Source organism: Ectopseudomonas khazarica (genome assembly GCF_004521985.1).
GTDB classification, from domain to species: domain Bacteria; phylum Pseudomonadota; class Gammaproteobacteria; order Pseudomonadales; family Pseudomonadaceae; genus Aquipseudomonas; species Aquipseudomonas khazarica.
Genome location: NZ_SBHZ01000009.1, coordinates 190,001 through 212,641, shown reverse-complemented (window position 1 = coordinate 212,641; position 22,641 = coordinate 190,001). Strand labels below are relative to the sequence as shown.

Genomic DNA, 22,641 nt, shown 5'->3' with positions numbered 1-22,641 from the left:
CTCTCGACCAGCAAGGAGTCCTCATGACCCAGTTGCGCCGGGTCGCCATCGTAGGCGGCAACCGTATTCCGTTCGCCCGTTCCAACACCCTCTACGCCCGGGCGAGCAACCAGGAGATGCTGACCAGCGCCCTCGAGGGCTTGGTCGAGCGTTTCAACCTGCACGGCGAGCGCCTCGGCGAAGTGGTCGCCGGCGCGGTGCTCAAGCATTCGCGTGACTTCAACCTGACCCGCGAGTGCGTGCTGGGCTCGCGCCTGGCGCCGGAAACCCCGGCCTACGACCTGCAGCAGGCCTGCGGAACCGGCCTCGAAGCGGCGATTCTGGTGGCCAACAAGATCGCCCTCGGGCAGATCGACTGCGGTATCGCCGGTGGCGTCGACACCACCTCCGATGCCCCCATCGGCGTCAACGAAGGGCTGCGCCAGATTCTGCTGGAGGCCAATCGTGGCAAGAGCACCGGCGACAAGATCAAGAGCCTGCTGAAGATTCGTCCGCGCCACCTCGCGCCGCATATCCCGCGCAATGGCGAGCCGCGTACCGGGCTGTCGATGGGCGAGCACTGCGAGCTGATGGCACAGCGCTGGGCCATCCCCCGTGACGAGCAGGACCAGCTGGCGCTGGCCAGTCACCAGAAGCTGGCGGCGGCCTACGCCGAGGGCTGGCAGGACGATCTGATGACGCCGTTCCTGGGCCTGACCCGCGACCAGAACCTGCGCCCGGACATCAGCGCGGAGAAGCTCGCGACGCTCAAGCCCTGCTTCGAACGCGGTCCGCGTGGCACCCTGACGCCGGCCAACTCCACACCGTTGACCGATGGCGCTTCGGTGGTACTGCTGGCCAGTGAAGAGTGGGCCAAGGCCCGTGGCCTGCCGGTACTCGCTTACCTGCGCGACGGCGAGGCGGCAGCGGTGGATTTCGTCCAGGGCAAGGAGGGGTTGCTGATGGCGCCGGTCTACGCCGTGCCGCGCCTGCTGGCACGCAACGGCTTGACCCTGCAGGACTTCGACTACTACGAGATTCACGAGGCGTTCGCCGCCCAGGTGCTGTGCACGCTCAAGGCCTGGGAGGATGCCGAGTACTGCAAGGAGCGCCTGGGGCTGGAGGCCGCGCTGGGCTCCATCGACCGCAGCAAGATGAACGTCAAGGGCAGTTCGCTCGCCGCCGGACACCCGTTCGCCGCGACGGGCGGGCGCATCGTCGCCAACCTGGCCAAGCTGCTGGCGGCGGCCGGCGAGGGGCGCGGGCTGATCTCCATCTGCGCCGCAGGTGGTCAAGGTGTGACCGCAATCCTCGAACGGTAATCCAATACGGGTGGCCACAAGTCATCGTGGTCACGCGATGTAAGCAACTCCGTGATTCGGGCGGCCCGCGTAGCGCGTGGCCGCCCTTTTTTTCGCCCTGCTACGGCGCTCAGCCCGGTGCGAAGCCTTACAGCCTCGCGGGTGTCTCGCCGCAGCGTGGCGCCCTAGCCGCGCGCGCGATGGTGCTCCAGCAGCGCTTCGATCGGGTGGCGCAGGCGCTGCTGACGCAGGCGCTGGGTCTGGCTGCGGCATGAGTAGCCGGTGGCCAGTGCTTCGCCGGCGTCCTCACGAGCCAGGGCCGGCTCCCAGGACTGGGCGAAGATCGCCCGTGACGTCTCCAGGTTGCGCGCCTCGTGCCCGTAGGTGCCGGACATGCCGCAGCAGCCGGTGGCCTGTGTCGCCAGTTGCAGGCCGGCCTGGCGGAACACCTGGCCCCACAGGGCCGTGGCCGCGGTGGCGTTGGTCTTCTCGGTGCAGTGTGCCAGCAGCCGGTAGCTGCCACTCGGCGCCTCGGCGTCGCTGCTCGGCAGCACCTCGGCCAGCCATTCCTGCGGCAGCAGCACCGGAGGGCAGTCGAGGCCGTCGAGCTTGGCGTATTCCTGGCGGTAGACCAGGGTCATGGCCGGGTCCAGGCCTACCAGCGGAATGCCGAAGTTCGCCAGTGCCTGCAGGCGCCGGGCATTGCGCCGGGCGGTGCGGGCGAAGGCGCCGAGGAAGCCTTGAACGTGCAGCGGCTTGCCGTTGGCCGAGTAGGGCGCCAGCAGCACCCGATAGCCGAGGCGGCTGGCCAGTTCGATAAAGGCGGCGAACACCGGTGTCTCGAAGTAGCGGGTGAAGGCGTCCTGCACCAGGATCAGGCTCCTGGCGCGCAGGCTCTCGTCCAGTTCGGCCAGGCGCTTTGGCGTCGCCGTCTGCACGGCGAAGCGCCGGCAGGTGGCGCGAAAGTCGAAGTCGCTGAGCGTCGGGCTGTCGACCATGCCCAGGCGTTCGGCCAGCAGCGTATTGACCAGGCGCGAGCCCATCGGCGCATTGTACAGCCAGGGCAGGTGGGCCAGCAGCGGCAGGCTGAACTCCAGCGAGCCGATCAGGTAGTCGCGCAGCGGGCGCAGGTAGCGGCGGTGGTAGAGCTCGAGGAAGCGCGAGCGGAACTCCGGCACGTTGACCTTGATCGGGCATTGCCCCGCGCAGGACTTGCACGCCAGGCAGCCGGCCATGGCGTCGTAGACCTCGTGGGAGAAGTCGTCGCCACCCTGGCGGCTGTTGCGCCAGCGCTCGGGCAGCGTGCGCAGGAACTGCAACGGGCCGCTGGCGACCGGGGCCAGCACGTCGACGCCGGCCAGGCCCTGCAGGCGCAGCCATTCGCGGATCAGCGAGGCGCGGCCCTTGGGCGATTGCACGCGCTCACGGGTGGCCTTCCAGGACGGGCACATGGCGTCGTTGGGGTCGAAGTTGTAGCAGGCGCCGTTGCCGTTGCAGTGCACGGCGCTGCCGTAGCTCTGCCACACGCGCTCGTCGATCTGCCGGTCCAGGTCGCCGCGCATCACCACTTCGTCGATCTTCAGCAGGGCTTCGTCACTGCCCAGGGGCGTGGCGATCTTGCCCGGGTTGAGCTGGTTGTGCGGGTCGCAGGCGTGCTTCAGCGCCTGCAGCGACGGGTACAGCTCGCCGAAGAAGGCCGGCGCGTATTCCGAGCGCACCCCCTTGCCGTGCTCGCCCCAGAGCAGCCCGCCATAGCGCTGGGTCAGCTCCGCCACGGCGTCGGAGATCGGTCGTACCATGGCCGCCTGGGCCGGGTCCTTCATGTCCAGTGCCGGGCGCACGTGCAGCACGCCGGCGTCGACGTGGCCGAACATGCCGTAGGCCAGGCCGTGGCCGTCGAGCAGGGCGCGGAACTCGGCGATGAACTCGGCGAGATGCTCCGGCGGCACGGCGGTGTCTTCGACGAACGGCTGCGGGCGCACCTCGCCCTCGACGTTGCCGAGCAGGCCCACCGCGCGCTTGCGCATGGCGTACACGCGGGTCACGGCGGCGCGGCCTGTCGCCAGGGTGTGGCCCAGGCGCTGCACGCTGCTGTCGTGCTGCAGGTGCTGGGCGAAGGCGGCGACGCGGGTGTCGACTTCCTCCGCCTCATCGCCGCTGAATTCCACCAGGTTGATGCCCAGGGTCGGGACGTCCGGATTCTGCGGGAAGTACTCGGCCACGCCATGCCAGACGATGTCCTGCATGGCCAGCAGGAGCACCTTGGAGTCCACCGTTTCGATCGACAGCGGCTGATGTTCGAGCAGCGCGCGGGCATCGCGCAGGGCGTCCATGAAGCTGGCGTAGCGCACGTTGACCAGCACCGAGTAGCGCGGGATCGGCAGTACGTTGAGCTTGGCCTCGACGATCAGCCCCAGCGAGCCTTCGGCGCCACACAGCACGCTGTTGAGGTTGAAGCGTCCGTCGGCCTCGCGCAGGTGCGCCAGGTCGTAGCCGGTCAGGCAGCGGTTGAGCTTGGGAAAGCGCGCCTCGATCAGCTCGGCCTTCTCGCGCTGGATGGCCTCGGCGCAGCGGTACAGCTCGCCGACCCGGTCCTGGCGCGCCAGCTGCTGGGCCAGTTGCTCGTCGTCCAGTGCGGCACTGCGCAGGCGCTCGCCGCCGAGCAGCACGCTGTCGAGTTCGAGCACATGGTCGCGGGTCTTGCCGTAGGTGCAGCTGCCCTGGCCGCTGGCGTCGGTGTTGATCATGCCGCCGATGGTGGCGCGGTTGGAGGTGGACAGCTCCGGGGCGAAGAACAGGCCGTGCGGCTCGAGGGCGGCGTTGAGCTGGTCCTTGACCACGCCGCTCTGCACTCGCACCCAGCGGCCTGCAGGGTCGATCTCGAGAATCCGGTTGAGGTGCCGCGACAGGTCCACCACCACGCCGTCGGTCAACGACTGGCCGTTGGTGCCGGTGCCGCCGCCGCGTGGAGTCAGGCGCACGCTGCGATGGGCCGGTTCGGCGGCGACACGGGCCAGAACCTGCACGTCTTCCGCATCCAGCGGGAACACCGCCGACTGCGGCAGGCGCTGGTAGATCGAGTTGTCGGTGGCCAGTACCGTGCGGCTGGCGTGATCGCGGGCGATCTCGCCGCGGAAGCCGGCGCCGCGCAGGGCGTCGAGAAAGGCCAGGTAGGGGGCCGCCGGTGCGGCGGGCGTGGGGATGCGGGCAATCATGGTCGGTTCTCGGCAGATGGCCGTTCAAACCTTCTGAATGCGAAGGGCTACGGCTCGGTATCGTTATGGATGATGTCGATTTTCCAAGGGCCATGACCGTGCTACAAGGGTATTTTTCGCGATCAATTCATGAGGAATATGAATGAATCATCGGCGCCTGACGCCTTCGATGTCGCTGCTGCTGGCCTTCGAGGCCGCTGCCCGGCACGAGAGCTACACCCGTGCAGCCAGGGAGCTGTCGCTGACGCAGAGTGCGGTCAGTCGTCAGGTGCAGGCGCTGGAGGCGCAGCTGGGCGTGCGCCTGTTTCGCCGCGAGGGGCGCAACATCGTACTGACCGACGTGGGCCGGTTGTACCTGCGTGAACTCGGCGATGCCCTGGCGCAGATCCGCAGCGCCACGCTGCAGGCGGTGGCCTATGGCTCCGGCATGGGCACCTTGCGCCTGGCGCTGTTGCCGACCTTCGGCTCGACCTGGCTGCTGCCCCGGCTGAATCGCTTCTACGCGGCCAACCCTGGTGTGCAGGTGCATGTACATTCGCGCATCCAGGCGGTGGATTTCGCCGACGGCGAGATCGACGCCGCGATCACCGTCGGCAGCGGCGACTGGCCGGAACTGGTGGTGCACCCGCTGCTGGAAGAAACCATGGTGGTGGTCGCCAGCCCCGCGCTGCTGGCGGCGGGCGAGGTGGTCGACGCCGAGACCATCGCCGCGCAGACGCTGCTGCAGGTGGCCAGCCATCCGCCGCTCTGGGCCAGCTGGTTCGCCCGCCATGGCCTGGCGCCGGAGCGCATGCGCAGCGGGCCCAACTTCGAGCTGACCTCGCACCTGTTGCAGGCAGTGCGCAGCGGTATCGGCGTGGGCCTGGTGCCGCAGTTGCTGGTGGAGGACGATGTGCGCCATGGCCATCTGCTGCGCGTCGGCGAAGCGATTCCCAGCCAGCGCACCTACTGCCTGACCTACCCGCCGCGCAACGCGGTGCTGCCCTCGCTCAAGGCGTTCCGCCAGTGGCTGCTCGCCGAACTCGGCCGTTGAGCGCGGCACCTGTGGCGGCCTGTCACGCGGCAAATCACCACAGCGCCAGGTGGCCCATTAGCGGCTAGTCTTTCAACGTGCATTGATCCAGATCAATGCCGCGTTTCGCGCGTCGTCTCCAGCGGCTTGCCGGCCGTTGCTCATTTCATAAGAACAATTCCAGCGCGTTCGACTCCAACACTCGGAGTCTATGGCTCGGCTTTGCGTGCCGGGGCCGAGATAACCCTGAATGAGGATGTAACATGTTCGGCCTAGAGGCGCTCGATCTCGCCCGAATCCAGTTTGCCTTCACCATTTCGTTCCACATCATCTTTCCCGCCATCACCATCGGTCTGGCCAGTTATCTGGCCGTGCTCGAAGGGCTGTGGCTGAAGAGCGGCAACACCGTGTACCGCGACCTCTACCACTTCTGGTCGAAGATCTTTGCGGTCAACTTCGGCATGGGGGTGGTCTCCGGCCTGGTCATGGCCTATCAGTTCGGTACCAACTGGAGCGCCTTCTCCGACTTCGCCGGGGCGGTCACCGGACCGTTGCTGACCTACGAGGTGCTTACCGCGTTCTTCCTCGAGGCGGGCTTCCTCGGCGTCATGCTGTTCGGCTGGAACCGCGTCGGCCCGGGCCTGCACTTCTTCTCCACGGTGATGGTGGCCATCGGCACGCTGATCTCGACCTTCTGGATTCTCGCCTCCAACAGCTGGATGCATACCCCGCAGGGCTTCGAGATCGTCGACGGGCGGGTGATTCCGGTGGACTGGTTCGCCGTGGTGTTCAACCCGTCGTTCCCCTATCGCCTGGCGCACATGGCCACGGCGGCCTTCCTCGCCACCGCCTTCTTCGTCGGTTCGTCGGCGGCCTGGCACCTGCTGCGCGGGCGCGACAACCCGGCGATCCGCAAGATGCTGTCGATGGCGGTATGGATGGCGCTGCTGGTAGCGCCGGTGCAGGCCTTCATCGGCGACCTGCATGGCCTCAACACGCTGAAGTACCAGCCGGCGAAGATCGCCGCCATCGAAGGCCACTGGGAGAACGTCGGTGACGAGCCGACGCCGCTGATTCTCTTCGGCTGGCCGGACATGCAGCGCGAGGAGACGCGCTTCAAGGTGGAGATTCCCGCGCTCGGCAGCCTGATCCTGACCCACAGCCTGGACAAGCAGGTACCGGCGCTCAAGGAGTTCGCCCCGGAGGATCGGGCCAACTCCACCATCGTCTTCTGGACCTTCCGCATCATGGTCGCCATGGGGCTGCTGATGATCCTGGTCGGCCTCTGGGGCACCTGGCTGCGGCGCGGCGGGCGCCTGTTCCAGTCGCGGCCGTTCCTGCACCTGGCGGTGTGGATGGGACCCTCGGGGATCATCGCCATTCTCGCCGGCTGGTACACCACCGAGATCGGCCGCCAGCCGTGGATCATCCATGGCCTGATGCGCACCGCCGATGCTTCGTCCGGGCACAGTGCGGCGCAGATGGGCATCACCCTGGCGCTGTTCGTGCTGGTGTATTTCGTGCTCTTCGGCGCCGGTATCGGCTACATGCTGCGCCTGGTGCGCAAGGGACCGAAGATCGACGAGGGCAAGGACAGCACCGAAGGCGGGCCTGGCCAGCCGCGGACCCCGGCACGGCCGATGTCCGCTGCGGAAGAAGGCCTGGAAGACGGTGAAACCGACAGCTTGCCGGAGAGGAACTGAACATGGGTATCGACCTTCCGCTGATCTGGGCGGTGATCATCGCCTTCGGTGTGATGATGTACGTGGTGATGGATGGCTTCGACCTCGGTATCGGCATCCTCTTCCCCTTCGTCCGTGACGACGGCGAGCGCGACGTGATGATGAACACCGTCGCGCCGGTCTGGGACGGCAACGAGACCTGGCTGGTGCTCGGTGGCGCGGCGCTGTTCGGCGCCTTCCCGCTGGCCTATGCGGTGGTGCTGGATGCGCTCTACCTGCCGCTGATCCTGATGCTGCTGGGGCTGATCTTCCGCGGTGTGGCCTTCGAGTTCCGCTTCAAGGCCAAGGCCGCCAAGCGGCATCTGTGGGACAAGGCCTTTATCGGCGGCTCGCTGACCGCGACCTTCTGCCAGGGCGTGGCGCTGGGCGCCTATATCGACGGTTTCGAAGTGGTCGATCGCACCTTCGCCGGTGGCGCCTTCGACTGGCTGACGCCGTTCTCGGTGTTCTGCGGGCTGGCCCTGATCGCGGCCTACGCGCTGCTCGGCTGCACCTGGCTGATCATGAAGACCGAAGGCCGCCTGCAGCAGCAGATGCACGACATGGCACGACCGCTGGTGCTGGTGTTGCTCGGCGTGACGGCCATCGTCAGCCTGTGGACGCCGTTCGCCCATGCGCCCATCGCCGAACGCTGGTTCAGCCTGCCCAACCTGTTCTGGTTCATGCCGGTACCGGTGCTGGTGCTGCTGTGCACCTGGGCGCTGCTCAAGGCGGTGGCCGACAACGCGCACTATTCGCCGTTCGTGCTCACCCTGGTGCTGATCTTCCTCGGCTACAGCGGCCTGGGCATCAGCCTGTGGCCGAACGTCATTCCACCGTCGATCAGCATCTGGCAGGCCGCTGCACCGCCGCAGAGCCAGGGCTTCATGCTGGTGGGGGCGCTGTTCATCATTCCCTTCATCCTCATGTACACCGCCTGGAGCTACTACGTGTTCCGCGGCAAGGTCACGGTGGATGATGGCTACCACTGAGAATCTGCGCGAAGCCCGCTGCGCTGGCAGCGGGCTCCGGCGGGTGGCACGTTGAATCGGGGGGCGAGAGAGGCGATATGACCGAAGTCGAAGAGAAGAAGCCGCTGTGGCAGCGCCTGGGCTGGCTGGTGCTGATCTGGGCCTGCAGCGTCACTGCCCTCGGCGTGGTGGCCTGGCTGCTGCGCCTGTTCATGAGCGCGGCAGGGCTGGGCACGCCGGGCTGAGAGACAGGCGCCTGCGGTCGGCTCAGCGTCGATACATTTGAAAATCATTTTCATGTGTAATACTTTCCGGTCTTTCCCGGTGCCGAGCCTTCTCCGTGTCCCCGCCTCGCGATCCATCCTCTTCGGAAGAGTTGTTCCGGCGTCACTCCGGGGAGCTGTTGCGCTTCTTCGTTCGCCAGACGCGCTGCAGCGAACTGGCCGCTGATCTGCGCCAGGAAACCTGGCTGCGCCTGCAGGGGCGGCGCGCCGAGGAGATCGGCAACGTGCGCGCCTTTCTCTATCGGGTCGCGCGTAATCTGCTGATCGATCACCATCGCCAGCAACTGGTCCGCCCGCAATGGGCGCCTATCGACGAGACGCTGGAAAGCGACGTGCCCGAGCCTGAGCGGGCGACCGAGGACAGCCGGCGCCTGGCCCGCCTGCAAGGCCTCATGCAGGAGCTACCCGAGCATCTGCGCCAGGCGCTGCTGTGGAATCGCCTCGACGGGCTGACCCAGCGCGAGATCGGTGAGCGTCTCGGCGTCTCGGAAAGCATGGCCGGGCGCTATATCCTCAAGGCTCTCGAGTACTGCCAGGAACGCATGGATGAATCGCCTTGACTGATCAGGATCTGCGGCGCCAGGCTCGTGAGTGGCTGGTGCTGCTCAACTCCGGCAACGCCAGCGAGGCCGAGTGCGCCGCTGCCGAAAGCTGGCGCCGGGCCAGCCCACGGCATGCCGCTGCCCTGGCCGAGGTGGAGCGGCTGTGGGCACTGCTGGGCCAGGTCGAGCGAGCGCCTGCTGTGTCACCGTCTGTGCCGCGCCGCACCCGACGCTGGTCCGTGCCGTTGGCCACGGCGGCCTGTCTGTTGCTGGCGTTCTGGCTGGCCCCGCCTGGCTGGCATGCGGATGTGCGCAGCGCCGCAGGAGAGATCCGCAGCGTGCAGCTCAGCGACGGCTCGCAGCTGCAACTCAACGGCGCCACGGCGCTGGACTGGGATGCCGATGCGGGTGGCCTGCGGCATGTGCGGATGTATCGTGGTCAGGCCGATTTTCACGTCGCCGCCGATGCCCGGCACCCCTTCGTGATCGATGCCGGCCAGGCGCACATCCGTGTGACCGGAACACGCTTCGACGTCAACATGCTCGATGATCAGGTGCTGCTGGCCGTCACCGAAGGCCAGGTGCAGGTTCGCGATGAGCAGGGTCACGAGAGGGCGATGCAGGCCGGTGAACAGATTGCCTGGCAGGCCGGGAGGTTGCAGGTGGTGCAGGCGCTGGATGCTGCCCGCTCGCTGGCCTGGCAACGCGGGCGTCTGGTGTTTCGTGATCGGCCACTGAGCGAGGTGTTCAGCGAGTTGTCGCGGCAGCAGGCGCAGCACGTGCTGTTTCTCGACGACAAGGCACGTGAGCTGAAGGTCACCGGGGTATTCGCCCTGCACGACCCACAGGCGGTGCTGCGTGCCATCGAAACGACCCTGCCGGTGAAGCTGACCCGTTTGCCTGGCGTGCTGCTGGTGTCGTCCGACGACTGATCGAGATCGCCCGCTCGTGATTCAAGCCCCGGCCACGGGGCTGGACCCGATCCCCGGATTTCATCCGGGCTACACACAGGGCGGACAGCGCTTTCTTGTCCACCGTGGTCTCGATGCTGGTGCCTTTGCCCCGGATCTTTTGCAAAAAAATCACGGCACCGGTTCAGGAATGCCTGACAGCTTCGTCTTCTGCTCTTGCAAATGCGACTTCTTCGCATAAAAGACAGCAGCACACAGGATATCCGCATGCGTTCGATTCCCTTCCTCCCGAGCTTGATCGCGCTTTCTCTCGGCTTCGCCACCATCCAGGCCCAGGCCGTGGAACTGGACATTCCAGCCCAGGCGCTGGATTCGGCGCTGACCGATTTTGCCGAGCAGGCCGGCGTGCGCCTGCTCTACGACGCCAGCCTGACCCGCGAGGTGGCGACGAGCGTGGCGCTCAAGGGCGATTACCCGGTCGACGAGGGGCTGCAGCGTCTGCTGCGCGGCAGCGGCCTGAGCTTCAAGGTGGGCGCCGATGGCACCGTCACCCTGGTGCCCGCGGCACACGGCGCGGATGTGCTGGAGCTGGATGCCGCCACGGTCAGTGCGCAGCTCGCTGCGCTTGCTGACTTGCCGAGTACCTACGCCGGTGGTCAGGTGGCGCGTGGCGGCAATCTCGGGCTGCTGGGCAACCAGGACATGCAGGACACGCCATTCGCCTTTGTCAGCTACACCTCCGAGCTGATCGAGGCGCGTCAGGCGCAGACCCTGGCCGACGTGCTGGCCAGCGACCCGGGCGTGCGCCAGTCCTACGGTTTCGGCAACTTCTCCCAGGTCTTCGTCGTGCGTGGCTTCCAGCTGTACAGCGACGACATCGCCTTCAACGGTCTGTACGGCATCCTGCCGCGGCAGATCATCTCCACCGAATCGGTCGAGCGCGTCGAGGTGTTCAAGGGCGCCAACGCCTTCATCAACGGTGTGGCGCCGGGTGGCAGTGGCGTGGGCGGGGCGATCAACGTGGTCTCCAAACGCGCCGAGGACACCCCGACCCGCCGCTTCACCCTGGATTACGCCAACGCCAGCCGCGTCGGCGGGCACCTCGATCTGGGCCGTCGTTTCGGTGAGGACAAGCGCTTCGGTGTGCGCCTGAACCTGGCCCAGCGCGAGGGCGAGAGTGGTATCGATCACGAGCAGTCGCGCTTCAGCCTGGCCACGCTGGGCCTGGATTATCGCGGCGAGCGCCTGCGCCTGGCGGCCGACCTCGGCTATCAGAAGCAGCGCGTCAATCAGGGGCGTTCGGTGGTGTACCTGACCACCACTTCCAACAGCAGCGTCACCAGTACCCTCAACGGCAAGGTGCCGTCCGCACCGGACTCCAGGCACAACTACGCGCAGCCCTGGAGCTGGTCGCAGCTGGAGGACAGCTACGCCATGTTCAGCGCCGAGTACGACCTGTCGCCGTCGTGGACCGCCTACCTGATCGGTGGCGGCAAGTACACGCGGGAGAACGGCGTGTACGCCTCCAACTATGTGTACGGCGCTGATGGCGCCGCGCGTATCGGCCGCCTCTATTCGCCGCTGGACCAGGAAACCCTGAGCCTGGCCACGGGGCTGCGTGGCGAGCTGCTGAGCGGGCCGGTCAGCCACAGGATCAACCTGGCGGCCAACGGCATCTGGCAGGAAAAGCGCAACGCCTTCGAGTCGACCAGTGCGAGCAATCGTGTCACGGGCAATCTGTACGACGGTTCGCCCGTGGCCGTGCCGCCGGCCAATGCGCCATCCGGCGACCTGCATGACCCGGGCACCACCGCCAAGGTGCAGAACAGGAGTCTGGCACTGTCCGATACCCTGGGTTTCCTCGACGATCGTGTGCTGCTGACCCTGGGTCTGCGCCGCCAGAGCATCGGTGCCGATGCCTGGAGCGCAGCCAGTGGTGTGCGCACCTCCAACTATCAGGACAGCATCACCACGCCGGCCTATGGCCTGGTGTTCAAGGCCACCGACTACCTCTCCCTCTATGCCAACCGCGTGGAGTCGCTGCAGCAGGGGCCGACTGCACCCAGTGCGGCGAACAATCGAGGCCAGATGTTCGCGCCTTACCGCTCCAGGCAGACCGAGGCAGGGGCGAAGCTCGACTGGGGCCGCTTCGGCGGCAACCTCAGTGTTTTCCGTATCGAGCAGCCGCAAGGCGTGATCGACGGCAATGGCAACTATGGGGTGGATGCCGAGCAGCGCAACCGTGGCGTCGAGCTGAGCCTGTTCGGTGAGCCCGTGCGTGGCCTGCGTCTGCTTGGCGGCGTGACCTGGACGGAGGCCGAGCTGCGCGGCACGGCAGGTGGCGACAACGATGGCAACCAGGCAGTCGGCGTACCCGAGTTCCAGTTCAATGTCGGTGCCGACTGGGATGTGCCGGGCGTGCCGGGGCTGAGTTTCAATGGCTTGTTGCTGCGCACCGGCGGCCAGTATGTCGACGCTGCCAACGACTACAGCATTCCGGCCTGGACGCGTGTCGACCTGGGCGCACGCTACAAGACCCGGCTGGACGACCGCGCGCTGACGCTCAACGCTGTGGTGGAGAACGTCGCCGACGAGAACTACTGGGCCTCGGCCAATGGCGGCTACCTGACGCAGGGAGCGCCACGGACCTTCAAGGTCTCGGCCACGGTCGATTTCTGAGGCTCGCTTCGCGCCCGCTGCCGGCATGCGCCAGCAGTTGCTCATGGCGGGCGCTTGTTCCCATACTGCCAGCCTCTACCGATTCTTCCGGGAGGCCCGATGTTCGCCCTCAGCGACACCCTGCAACGGCGCTTTGCCGCGCTGAAATCCACGGCTGACTTCTGGGCGCTGCGTCATGTCCAGGAAGGCCGGGAATCCTACTGGGTACGCCGGCGCGTGGCGCAGGCACCGTCATTCTCGCAGGACGGCGGCGCCATGCTCACGGTGCGTATCGCGGGCGTCGAGGCCTATGCGGCGACCAGCGACATCAGCCAGTGCGGCCTGCAGGACGCGCTGGAGCGGGCCGAGGCGATTGCCCGTGCCCTGGCCGGCCAGCACCTGCTGGACGTGCAGGCGCAGCCGGTGCCGCAGGCGTGCGCCGATGACGTCATGCCGGGCTACGCACAGTCGCCGGCGCAACCGGCGCACTGGTTCGACTGGCTGCTCAGCGAGGCAGCGGGCATCCCGCAGGACAGCCGGCTGGTGGACAGCCACCTGGGCCTGGTCTTCACCGATCACCAGCAGATCTACCTCAACAGTGCAGGGGCCTGTCTGCGCCGTGCTCAGCGCTACGTGTTCCCGCAGGTGGGCGTGACCGCCAGCGACGGCAACGACAGCCAGAGCCGCAGCTTCGGCGGCACCCATCTGGCGCGCCAGGGTGGAGCCGAGGTGCTCGGGCAACTGGGGGTGCCCGGCAGCGCGTCGCGTATCGCCGACGAGGCGCTGCAATTGCTGCTGGCACCGAACACGCCCAGCGGTGCGCGCGACCTGTTGCTGCTGCCGGACCAGATGATCCTGCAGATCCATGAATCCATCGGCCATCCGCTGGAACTGGACCGCATCCTCGGCGACGAGCGCAACTTCGCCGGCACCAGCTTCATCCGCCGGGAGGACTTCGGTCACTACCGCTACGGTTCGCCGCTGCTCAATGTCAGCTTCGCTCCGGACGTCCCCGGCGAGCTGGCCAGCTACGGCTTCGATGATGACGGCACGCCCGCCAGGCGCGAGCTGCTGATCCGCGACGGCATTCTCCAGCGCCCCCTCGGCGGCGCGCTGTCGCAGTGGCGCAGTGGTCTGCCGGGCGTCGCCAACAGCCGTGCCTGCAGCTGGAACCGTCCGCCGATCGATCGCATGGCCAATCTCAATCTGGAGCCGGGCGACAAGTGCCTGGACGCGCTGATCGGTGGCATCGAGCAGGGCATCCTGATGAGCAACAACCGCTCCTGGTCCATCGACGACGCGCGCAACAAGTTCCAGTTCGGCTGCGAGTGGGGCCAACTGATCGAGAACGGTGAGCTCAAGGGCGTGGTGAAGAACCCCAACTATCGCGGCATCAGCGCGCAGTTCTGGCGCAACCTGCGGGCGGTGGGCGATGCCAGCACCTTCGAGGTGCTGGGCACACCCTACTGTGGCAAGGGCGAGCCCAATCAGGTGATTCGCGTCGGCCATGCCTCGCCGGCCTGCGTATTCGCTGACATCGATGTGTTCGGAGGGGCGGCCTGATGCGCGCGCGTGAGCATTTCAACGGGCTGCTCGCCTTCCTGCAGGAGCAGCTGGCCGGTGAAGAAGGTTTCACCCTTGGCTACAACGCCGAGGACTCGGCCTTCATTCGTTTCAATCAGGGCCGTGTGCGCCAGGCCGGTACGGTACGCCAGGTGTACGTCACCCTGGCGCTGTACCGGGGCCTGCGCCATGCCGAGAGCAAGCTGGCGCTCAGTGGCGAGCGGGAGGCCGACCTGCCGTTGCTGCAGCAGGCTGTGCAGCAGTTGCGCGCCATCCTGCCGGGCCTGCCTGACGATCCCTATCTGCGCCTGAACCGCGAGGCCTGGCGCAGCGAATCGAGCGACGCGGTCGCGCCGCAGGATGCCGCCGCCATGGCCGTGCAGATCAGCGAGCTGGCGCAGGGTCTGGACCTGGTCGGCTTTCTTGCCGCCGGGCCGCAGTATCAGGGCTTCGCCAGTTCCTGGGGGGCCTTTGGCTGGCACGTGGCAAGCAGCTTCAATCTCGAGTTCAGCCTGTTCCACGGCAACGCGCAGGCGGTGAAAAGCACCTACGCCGGCGAACGCTGGGATGCTGAGGTCTTCGCCGGCAAGCTGCGTGGCGCGCGCCAGCAACTGGCCTACCTCGGGCGACCGCTGCGGGCGCTGGCGCCGGGGGACTATCGCGCCTACCTGAGCCCGGCGGCGCTGGAGGAGCTGTTCGGCCTGTTCTGCTGGGGCTTCGGTGCGCAGGCGCTGGCCTCAGGCGGCAGCCCGCTGCAGCGCCTGTTCAGCGGCAAGGCCGCGCTCAGCCCCTTGTTGAGCATGGATGAGCGTATCGAGGGCGGCCTGGCGCCGGCGTTCACCCGCGAAGGGCCGCGGCAGGCCGTGACGCTGATCCGTGCCGGGCAGCCTGGCGAGCGCCTGGTCAGCTCGCGCAGCGCCGCCGAATACGGCCTGACCGCCAACGGCGCGTGCAGCGGCGAATACCCCTTGTCGCTGCGCGTGCACGGCGGCGAACTGGAGGAAGGCGAGGTACTGGCGCGCCTGGGTAGCGGTCTGTACATCGGCAACCTGTGGTACTGCAACTTCTCCGACCTGCCGGCCGGGCGCCTGACCGGCATGACCCGCTTCGCCACCTTCTGGGTCGAGGACGGCGAGATCCAGGCCCCGGTCAGTACCATGCGCTTCGACGACTCGCTGTTCAGCTTCTTCGGCGAGCATCTGGAGGCGTTGAGCCGAACGCCCGAGCTGCTGCTGCCCGGAGGCACCTACGGCGCCCGCCAGACCGGCTCCATGGCGCTGCCCGGTGCCTTGCTGTCGCGCTTCACCCTGACCTTGTAGAGCTTGCGCGTGCCCCGGATGGTATTCGGGCTACGGAGAGCGTCGGGCTGCGCGGCGCTTACTTGCTGGCCTTGAGCACGACGAACTTCGGCGTGGCCGCGACTTGCTCGACGCCACGGAACAGGCGCTTGAGCTTGGCGTGATAGCCAAGATGACGGTTGCCGACGATCCACAGTTCGCCGCCCGTTACCAGCGCGGCGCGGGCCTGCTGGAACATGCGCCAGGCGAGGAAGTCGCCGACCACCTGCTGCTGATGGAAGGGCGGGTTGCACAGTACCAGGTCCAGCGAGTCGGCCGGCTGCTCGGCCAGGCCGTCGCCCGCACGGATGGTCGCCGGCCGTTCCCCCAGCGCCGCGCGCCAGTTTTCCTGCGCCGATTGCACGGCCATGTACGACTCGTCCACCAGCGTCAGCTCGGCCTGCGGATTGTTCAGGGCATAGGCGATGCCGAGCACGCCGTTGCCGCAACCGAGATCGGCCACCCGGCGCGCATCGACGTGCTGCGGCAGGTGCGGGAGGAACGCCCGGGTGCCGATATCCAGGCCTTCGCGGCAGAACAGGTTGGCGTGGTTGACCAGCTCCAGCGCGGGGGTGTCCAGGCGGTAGCGCGTCGGGTAGGGCGAGCTCGCTGCCCCTTTGTCTGCGACGCTCACCTGCAGCAGGCGCGCCTTCTTCACCGCCAGTGAGGCCTGCACCGGGCCCAGGTATTTCTCCAGCAGATCGCCAGCGGCACGTGGCAGGTGCTTGACCATGGCGCCGGCGACCACCCGCGCGCCGGGGGCCAGCTGACCATGCAGGCGAATCAGCTGTTCCTCGAGCAGGGCCAGGGTCTTGGGCACGCGGATCAGCACCCAGTCGAACGGGCCTTGCGCACTGGCGCTGGCCGGAACGAAGCTCACCGCGTCCGCACTGAGGCCATTGCTGGCGAGGTTCCTGGTCAGGGCGAGAAAGCCCAGGTGCGAGTCGCTGCTGCTGGTCACCTGGCAGTGGCTCGCCAGCGAGCAGGCCAGGGCGCCGAAGCTGTCGTTGAGCAGCAGCACCCGGGTGTCTGCCTGGATGCCCTGCTCATACAGATGATTGAGCAGGTACTCGTCGGCGGCGTCGAAGGCTTGCAGCGGCTCGTTCGGCTGGTGCGGCTGGCGCAGCAGGTCGAGGCTGGCGAAGGGGGTATCGAGAGTAGGCATGCAAACCTTCGGTGTTTGTCGTCGGCCGATTGCGCCAGACTGGGCGGGTATTCGATGAGGAGGCGATTATGACCGTCAGCGAAGACAAGTTCACCCGTCAGACACTGCTGGACGTGCAGGGCCTGACACCGAGTCTGTTTACCCTGCGCACCACGCGCGCTGCCGGCTTTCGCTTTCGCGCCGGGCAGTTCGTGCGTCTCGGCGTGGAGAAGGCCGATGGCACGCAGGTCTGGCGCGCCTACTCGCTGGTGTCCGCGCCGCACGACGAGTTCCTCGAGTTCTTCTCCATCGTGGTGCCGGGGGGCGAGTTCACCAGCGAGCTGAGCCGTCTGCGCGCTGGCGACAGCCTGCTGGTGGAACGACAAGCCACCGGCTACCTGACGCTGGACCGTTTCGTCGACGGCCGCGACCTGTGGCTGCTGGGCAGCGGTACCGGCATCGCGCCGTTCCTGTCGATCCTCCAGGACTTCGAGGTGTGGCAGCGTTTCGAACGCATCGTGCTGGTGTACAGCGCGCGCACCCGCGCCGAACTGGCCTACCAGTCGATGATCACGGGATTCGCCGGCCTGGAGCACCTGGCCGAGTTCGCACACAAGCTCACCTACCTGCCGGTGGTGACGCGCGAGCCGGCGGCGGGCTGCCTGGGGGCGCGCATCACCGAACTGCTCGACAACGGTGAACTGGAGCGTGCGGCGGGCCTGCAGCTGACGCCCGAGGACTCGCGGGTGATGATCTGCGGCAACCCGCAGATGATCGACGATATCCGCCAGCGCCTGAAGGCCCGTGGCCTGAACCTGAGCCTGACCCGGCGTCCGGGTCAGGTGGCGGTGGAGAACTACTGGTGATCAGTCCTCTGCGCGGATCGCCTTGATGCGATGCTCCCAGCGGCGCTTGGCGAAGCGGCGCATGTTGGGGATGTCGTCGGTCTCGTCGAGGATCGGCTTGCCGATGATGGTTTCCATGATGTCTTCCAGCGTCACCAGGCCGCGCCAGCTGCCGAACTCGTCGTACACCAGGCACATGTGCTGACGCTCCTGCATCAGCTGGGTCATCAGGTTCTCGGCGTTCATGCTTTCCGGCACCACCTTCAGCGGTTTCATGATGCTGGTCAGCGCGGCCGAATCATCTTCGGCGGTCAGGGCGTCGTAGCGGAATACCACGCCCAGCGGCGACTCGTCCTCGCCGATCACCGGGTAACGGGAGAACTGGCTCAACCGGGCGCGGGCCTTGAACGCGGCGATGGACTCGTCCGGCGCGGCCGATTCGCAGACGATGCGCGGGGTCATGATGTCGCGTAGGCGAATCTCGTGCAGGTCGAGAATATTGCCGATCACGCGCTGCTCGTCCTCGTCGAGCGAGCCGACTTCGCGGCCGAGCAGGGTCAGGGCCTTGATCTCCTGGCGCACGTCATGCTCCGGCTCCTTGCCGCCGAACAGGCGCATGATCAGGTCGGACATGAAGATGAACGGCTTGAGCAGCAGGATCATCGCCTGCAGCAGACCGGGCAGGAAGGGCGCGAAGGTACGCCAGTAGCGTGCACCGATGGTCTTCGGCAGGATTTCCGAGAGCACCAGGATCAGCAGGGTCATGATCGCCGAGGCGGCACCCAGGTAGCCGTCGCCGAAGACAATGGTCACCTGCGCGCCGACGCCTGTGGCGCCGACCGTGTGGGCAACGGTGTTCAGCGTGAGAATGGCCGCCAGCGGCTGGTCGATCTTGTCCTTGAGCGCCTTCAGGCGTTCATACAGGCGCGGTCGTTCGAGCTTCTGCTGAGCGATGTAGCTGGGTGTGAGGGAGAGCAGCGCGGCTTCGAGGATGGAACAGATGAACGAAACCAGGATGGAGAGGACAGCGAACGCTATCAGGAGTGTCATGTAGGGGTGTTGGTAACCAAGGGCCTGCCAATTTAACGGAAAACAGGCTGCGCAATGCGCGCAAGCTGCAACATTTCATTTCCTTTCGGTGCCTGCCGCGCTCGTGTGGCGGGGCTACGCCTGGCGCAGCTTCGACTAGGCTGAATAGGACGATCTCCGGGAGGTTCCTCCATGCCGCTTGAACATCACCCGCTCAACCGAGAATTTCCGCAGCAGCACGATGCGTTGCGCAAGCTGATGCAGAGCGACGCGCGCTTCGCCAGGCTGGCGGAGGAGTACGAGGCACTGGACAAGCGCATCTACGAGATAGAGGACGGCCGTTCGGTCGCCGATGATCTGATGCTGCAGGGGCTCAAGCTGCAGCGCGTCGGCCTCAAGGACGAGATCGCGGACCTGCTGCACGGGGCTACCTGATGGGGGCTTGACCAGGGTCAAGGGTGGGGCGACGGCGGCGGGCTAGGCTGCGATCAACACCTTAGCCAGGAGCTGCATCATGCACGTCGATCATCACCCTCTGATCCATGATTTCCCCGAGCACCGCGACGCCCTGCAGCGCCTGCGCCAGGGCGATGCGCTCTTCGCCAGGCAGGCCGAGGAGTACGAGGTGCTGGACAAGCGCATCTGCCGGATCGAAGACGGCATCGAGTTGCTCGACGACGTTTCCCCGCAGGCGCTCAAGCTCAACCGCGTCGCGCTCAAGGATGAACTGGCTCGGCAGCTCAAGCGTGCCAGCGGGCAGTGCTGCGGTTGCGGCAACGGCTGCAAGGGCTGAGCCCCGGCCCAGGTTTCAATGCACCGGCGGGTTGATCAGGTAGGTGAGCAGCCCGTCCGCTTCATCCTCCGTCCAGATCGCCCGTGCGGGTCTGGGCCACTCGCTCAGCAGCCGTTGCCAGAAGGCCCGGGCCAGTTCGTCCTGGCAGTAGTAGCGCAGCAGCCAGGGCTGGCCATCGCCCATCAGCTGATGCACCAGCGCACGGCCGATACCCTGACGGCGGTACTTCTTCAGAATGAACAGGTCGGCGAACTCCGGGGCGTCGATGCCGGGTAGCTCGCTGCGCTCGATCAGCACGAAGCCGGCGATGAAGCCGTCGGCGAGGACCAGCTGTGCGCTCCAGCCGGCGTCCTGCCAGTAGCGTTGCAGGTGCGGCTCGTGGATGTAGAAGCGTCCGTCGGTTTCCACGTCCTCCTGCTCCCAGTCGGAGCTTTCGTAGGCATAGAACTGGTACAGGTTGGCGAGCAGCGGAAGCTGTTCGGCGCTGGTGGGCAGCAGTTCGATCTGCATGAGCGTATCCGCGTGAAATAGACCTGGTCTGTAAATTTATCCAGTTGTTCGGTATCGTTCCAGCCTTCGTTGAACAGGCAGGACGACTACCCCATGGCCAAGGCAAAACGCATGTACGGCTGCACCGAGTGCGGCGCCACCTTCCCGAAGTGGGCGGGGCAGTGTGGCGAGTGCGGCGCCTGGAATACCCTGGTGGAAACCGTGGTCGAGGGCGCCACGCCCAGTGGGCGCAGCGGCTGGGCGGGTGACAAGGCCAACATCAAGACCCTGGCCGAGGTCAGCGTCGAGGAGATTCCGCGTTTCTCCACCGCCTCCAGTGAGCTGGACCGGGTGCTGGGCGGCGGCCTGGTGGATGGCTCGGTGGTGCTTATCGGCGGTGATCCGGGCATCGGCAAGTCGACCATCCTGCTGCAGACCCTGTGCAATGTCGCCCAGCGTTTCCCGGCCCTGTACGTCACCGGCGAGGAGTCGCAGCAGCAGGTGGCCATGCGCGCCCGGCGCCTGGACCTGCCGCAGGACAAGCTCAAGGTGATGACCGAGACCTGCATCGAGTCGATCATCGCCACCGCCCGTCAGGAAAAGCCCAAGGTCATGGTGATCGACTCGATCCAGACCATCTTCACCGAGCAGCTGCAGTCCGCGCCGGGAGGCGTCGCCCAGGTACGCGAGAGTGCTGCGCTGCTGGTGCGCTTCGCCAAGCAGAGCGGCACGGCGATCTTCCTGGTCGGCCACGTCACCAAGGAAGGCGCGCTGGCCGGCCCGCGGGTGCTGGAGCACATGGTCGATACCGTGCTGTATTTCGAGGGCGAGTCCGACGGGCGCCTGCGCCTGCTGCGCGCGGTGAAGAACCGCTTCGGCGCGGTGAATGAACTGGGCGTGTTCGGCATGACCGACAAGGGCCTCAAGGAGGTCTCCAACCCCTCGGCGATCTTCCTCACCCGTGCCCAGGAGGCGGTGCCCGGCAGCGTGGTGATGGCCACCTGGGAGGGCTCGCGGCCGATGCTGGTGGAGGTGCAGGCGCTGGTCGACACCAGCCACCTGGGCAACCCGCGCCGTGTCACCCTGGGCCTGGACCAGAATCGCCTGGCGATGCTCCTGGCCGTGCTGCATCGCCATGGCGGCATCCCCACCTACGACCAGGACGTGTTCCTCAACGTGGTCGGCGGGGTGAAGGTGCTGGAAACGGCGTCGGATCTGGCGCTGATGGCGGCGGTCATCTCCAGCCTGCGCAACCGCCCGCTGCAGCATGACCTGCTGGTGTTCGGCGAGATCGGCCTGTCCGGCGAGATCCGCCCGGTGCCCAGTGGCCAGGAGCGCCTCAAGGAAGCGGCCAAGCATGGCTTCAAGCGCGCCATCGTGCCCAAGGGCAATGCGCCGAAGGAAGCGCCGGCAGGATTGCAGATCATCGCGGTGACGCGCCTGGAGCAGGCGCTGGATGCGTTGTTCGAGTAGCTTCGGGGCTGCGGCGTTCTGCCGCGAGGGGGCTCCAGGCAGAATTGATCGGGATCAATAGGTAGCAGGCTATCTACGCGCAGCATGAAGGTGTATCCAACGAAGGAGACACCCTCATGTTCCTGTTCTTCGATTTCTTTTCCCGTGCTTTCAACTTCGACGCCAAGGCTGTCGAGTCGCGCGATGCTCGCCGCGAGGCGCAGCGTCTCCAGGCGCGTCGTCAGCGCCGCGAGCAGGCCGAGGCTGCCTGCCTGCGTCACTGATCGGCTCAGTCGTCTTCGCCCAGTGCCGCCAGTTCGCGCTCCAGCAGCTCTTCATCGCCAAGGTTGAGTTCGACCAGGCGGCGCAGGTGGCTGATGGATTCGAGGTCGATATGGCGGCAGACGAAGCCGAGGTAGTGGGGCTGCGTCCGGGTCAGCACCACCTCCATCTTCACCCGGGCTTCGCCGCCCAGTTCCACCAGCGCCTCGAACGGTTGATCCGGGTCACCGCTCCAATCGCGTGGCGTCCTGATCAGCAGGCCTTTGAGTGAGATGTCGTGCAGCGCTGCCTTCCATTGCCGCTCACCCTGGGCGATTACGGTGGGAGCGTCGAAGGCGATGCGCTGGAAGCGCCGACGCTCATTGGCTGGTTCACTCATGCCCATGCTCCTGAGGTGTTTACATCACTATAGTCAAGGCTGTTGGTCGTGTGATGTGCGCCACGTCGTGGCTCACGACAGATACACATCAGTTTGACAGGTGGGCAAGTGTCGCCAAAGCTCCTTATGCGGTTTTTACTACTCGATATTGCGGAGCGATAGATATGAGCAAGCGACTGCTGGGCAAGGGTTTGGTCTTTGGCCTGTTGAGTATGGCCAGTGTTGGCGCGTTCGCCGACGCAGCCGGTGGCAACGGCTGCGGCTGGGGCAACATGCTGTTCGAAGGGCAGCGTGGCATGGCGCCGCACTTCCTGGCTACCACCACCAACGGCACCTCGGGCAATGCCACCTTTGGCATGACCTCCGGCACCAACGGCTGCGACACCAGCGGTGCGCTGGGCTACAACGGTCGCTCCATGCTGGCGATGAACGGCATGCTCGACTCCATCGCCGAAGACATGGCGGTCGGCGAGGGCGAGGCGCTGGATGCCTACGCCACCCTGCTGGGTGTGGAGGCCAAGGACCGTGCACACTTCGCCAAGGTCACCCACGACAATTTCGGCAGCATCTTCAGCCAGGCCGACGCCACCAGCGAGCAGGTACTGGCCGCCACCCTCGATGTGATGAGTCGCGACGCCCAGCTGGCGCGCTATGTGAAACAACCGGCCTGACGTGCTGCGTCGGATCCCAGGCAAAAAGAAGCCCGCCGATCGGCGGGCTTCTTCATTTCAGGC

Annotated in this window: 21 protein-coding genes; 16 read left to right on the top strand and 5 right to left on the bottom strand. The window is 66.5% G+C overall.

Annotated elements, in window-relative coordinates; translation table 11 throughout:
• The first annotated feature begins 23 nt into the window (after nt 1-23).
• Nucleotides 24-1,301 carry an acetyl-CoA C-acetyltransferase gene (locus tag EPK82_RS14050; protein ID WP_134676947.1) on the top strand — a complete coding sequence of 426 codons (1,278 nt, stop codon included), beginning with the start codon at nt 24-26 and terminating at the stop codon, nt 1,299-1,301.
• 164 nt (nt 1,302-1,465) lie between these two features.
• Here EPK82_RS14050 and ydiJ read toward each other — a convergent pair whose 3' ends face one another.
• Nucleotides 1,466-4,495, bottom strand: a complete 3,030-nt coding sequence (ydiJ, locus tag EPK82_RS14045; protein WP_134676946.1) for a D-2-hydroxyglutarate dehydrogenase YdiJ — start codon at nt 4,493-4,495, stop codon at nt 1,466-1,468.
• A gap of 142 nt (nt 4,496-4,637) precedes the next feature.
• Between ydiJ and EPK82_RS14040 the strand changes: the two genes are divergently transcribed.
• The 9 genes from EPK82_RS14040 (at nt 4,638) to EPK82_RS14000 (ending at nt 15,476) form a co-directional block, all read left to right on the top strand.
• Entirely contained in the window at nt 4,638-5,528 is an 891-nt protein-coding gene (locus EPK82_RS14040) for a LysR substrate-binding domain-containing protein (RefSeq protein ID WP_134676945.1), read from the top strand.
• A gap of 242 nt (nt 5,529-5,770) precedes the next feature.
• Nucleotides 5,771-7,210: a cytochrome ubiquinol oxidase subunit I gene (locus EPK82_RS14035; protein WP_037046163.1), complete on the top strand. Its 1,440-nt coding sequence runs from the start codon at nt 5,771-5,773 to the stop codon at nt 7,208-7,210.
• A 2-nt stretch (nt 7,211-7,212) separates the two neighbouring features.
• Complete coding sequence (gene cydB, locus EPK82_RS14030) at nt 7,213-8,220, top strand: cytochrome d ubiquinol oxidase subunit II (RefSeq protein ID WP_037046165.1); 1,008 nt, start codon at nt 7,213-7,215, stop codon at nt 8,218-8,220.
• Nucleotides 8,221-8,297: 77 nt separating this feature from the next.
• Nucleotides 8,298-8,444 (top strand): DUF2474 domain-containing protein, encoded by a 147-nt coding sequence (locus tag EPK82_RS14025; RefSeq protein ID WP_037046168.1) that lies wholly within the window; start codon nt 8,298-8,300, stop codon nt 8,442-8,444.
• Nucleotides 8,445-8,539: 95 nt separating this feature from the next.
• Entirely contained in the window at nt 8,540-9,043 is a 504-nt protein-coding gene (locus EPK82_RS14020; protein WP_037046170.1) for an RNA polymerase sigma factor, read from the top strand.
• Nucleotides 9,040-9,957, top strand: a complete 918-nt coding sequence (locus tag EPK82_RS14015) for a FecR family protein (protein WP_134676944.1) — start codon at nt 9,040-9,042, stop codon at nt 9,955-9,957. Before EPK82_RS14020 ends, EPK82_RS14015 begins: the two co-directional genes overlap by 4 nt.
• 246 nt (nt 9,958-10,203) lie before the next feature.
• Nucleotides 10,204-12,615, top strand: coding sequence for a TonB-dependent receptor (locus tag EPK82_RS14010; RefSeq protein WP_134676943.1), 2,412 nt, complete (start codon nt 10,204-10,206; stop codon nt 12,613-12,615).
• A gap of 99 nt (nt 12,616-12,714) precedes the next feature.
• A complete protein-coding gene (locus tag EPK82_RS14005) occupies nt 12,715-14,157 on the top strand; it encodes a TldD/PmbA family protein (protein ID WP_134676942.1) in 1,443 nt (480 codons plus the stop codon).
• Nucleotides 14,157-15,476 carry a TldD/PmbA family protein gene (locus tag EPK82_RS14000; RefSeq protein WP_134676941.1) on the top strand — a complete coding sequence of 440 codons (1,320 nt, stop codon included), beginning with the start codon at nt 14,157-14,159 and terminating at the stop codon, nt 15,474-15,476. The genes EPK82_RS14005 and EPK82_RS14000 overlap by 1 nt, the downstream gene beginning before the upstream one ends.
• Nucleotides 15,477-15,534: 58 nt before the next feature.
• On the opposite strand, the gene EPK82_RS13995 is transcribed toward EPK82_RS14000, so the two are convergent.
• Complete coding sequence (locus EPK82_RS13995; RefSeq protein WP_134676940.1) at nt 15,535-16,659, bottom strand: methyltransferase; 1,125 nt, start codon at nt 16,657-16,659, stop codon at nt 15,535-15,537.
• A 68-nt stretch (nt 16,660-16,727) separates the two neighbouring features.
• On the opposite strand from EPK82_RS13995, the gene EPK82_RS13990 reads away from it, so the two are divergent.
• The gene (locus tag EPK82_RS13990) at nt 16,728-17,504 is read left to right on the top strand and encodes a ferredoxin--NADP reductase (RefSeq protein ID WP_134676939.1); all 777 of its coding nucleotides are present in this window, start codon (nt 16,728-16,730) and stop codon (nt 17,502-17,504) included.
• On the opposite strand, the gene EPK82_RS13985 is transcribed toward EPK82_RS13990, so the two are convergent.
• Nucleotides 17,505-18,533: a CNNM domain-containing protein gene (locus EPK82_RS13985; RefSeq protein WP_037046186.1), complete on the bottom strand. Its 1,029-nt coding sequence runs from the start codon at nt 18,531-18,533 to the stop codon at nt 17,505-17,507.
• Nucleotides 18,534-18,704: 171 nt separating this feature from the next.
• Here EPK82_RS13985 and EPK82_RS13980 point away from each other — a divergent pair, with 171 nt between their 5' ends.
• Together EPK82_RS13980 and EPK82_RS13975 are read left to right on the top strand one after the other, a co-directional pair.
• Nucleotides 18,705-18,947, top strand: a complete 243-nt coding sequence (locus tag EPK82_RS13980; RefSeq protein ID WP_037046189.1) for a YdcH family protein — start codon at nt 18,705-18,707, stop codon at nt 18,945-18,947.
• A 79-nt stretch (nt 18,948-19,026) separates the two neighbouring features.
• Nucleotides 19,027-19,305 (top strand): YdcH family protein, encoded by a 279-nt coding sequence (locus tag EPK82_RS13975; RefSeq protein ID WP_134676938.1) that lies wholly within the window; start codon nt 19,027-19,029, stop codon nt 19,303-19,305.
• A 15-nt stretch (nt 19,306-19,320) separates the two neighbouring features.
• Here EPK82_RS13975 and EPK82_RS13970 read toward each other — a convergent pair whose 3' ends face one another.
• Nucleotides 19,321-19,815, bottom strand: a complete 495-nt coding sequence (locus tag EPK82_RS13970; protein WP_134676937.1) for a GNAT family N-acetyltransferase — start codon at nt 19,813-19,815, stop codon at nt 19,321-19,323.
• Nucleotides 19,816-19,908: 93 nt separating this feature from the next.
• Between EPK82_RS13970 and radA the strand changes: the two genes are divergently transcribed.
• Both radA and EPK82_RS24775 read left to right on the top strand, forming a co-directional pair.
• Entirely contained in the window at nt 19,909-21,267 is a 1,359-nt protein-coding gene (gene radA, locus EPK82_RS13965; RefSeq protein WP_037046196.1) for a DNA repair protein RadA, read from the top strand.
• Nucleotides 21,268-21,383: 116 nt separating this feature from the next.
• Nucleotides 21,384-21,530 (top strand): hypothetical protein, encoded by a 147-nt coding sequence (locus tag EPK82_RS24775; RefSeq protein ID WP_167494354.1) that lies wholly within the window; start codon nt 21,384-21,386, stop codon nt 21,528-21,530.
• 5 nt (nt 21,531-21,535) lie between these two features.
• Here the strand turns inward: EPK82_RS24775 and EPK82_RS13960 are convergent, their stop codons facing one another.
• Complete coding sequence (locus EPK82_RS13960) at nt 21,536-21,907, bottom strand: PilZ domain-containing protein (protein WP_037046198.1); 372 nt, start codon at nt 21,905-21,907, stop codon at nt 21,536-21,538.
• 164 nt (nt 21,908-22,071) lie between these two features.
• Between EPK82_RS13960 and EPK82_RS13955 the strand changes: the two genes are divergently transcribed.
• Nucleotides 22,072-22,578: a DUF3015 domain-containing protein gene (locus tag EPK82_RS13955; protein WP_037046200.1), complete on the top strand. Its 507-nt coding sequence runs from the start codon at nt 22,072-22,074 to the stop codon at nt 22,576-22,578.
• Nucleotides 22,579-22,641: the final 63 nt, after the last annotated feature.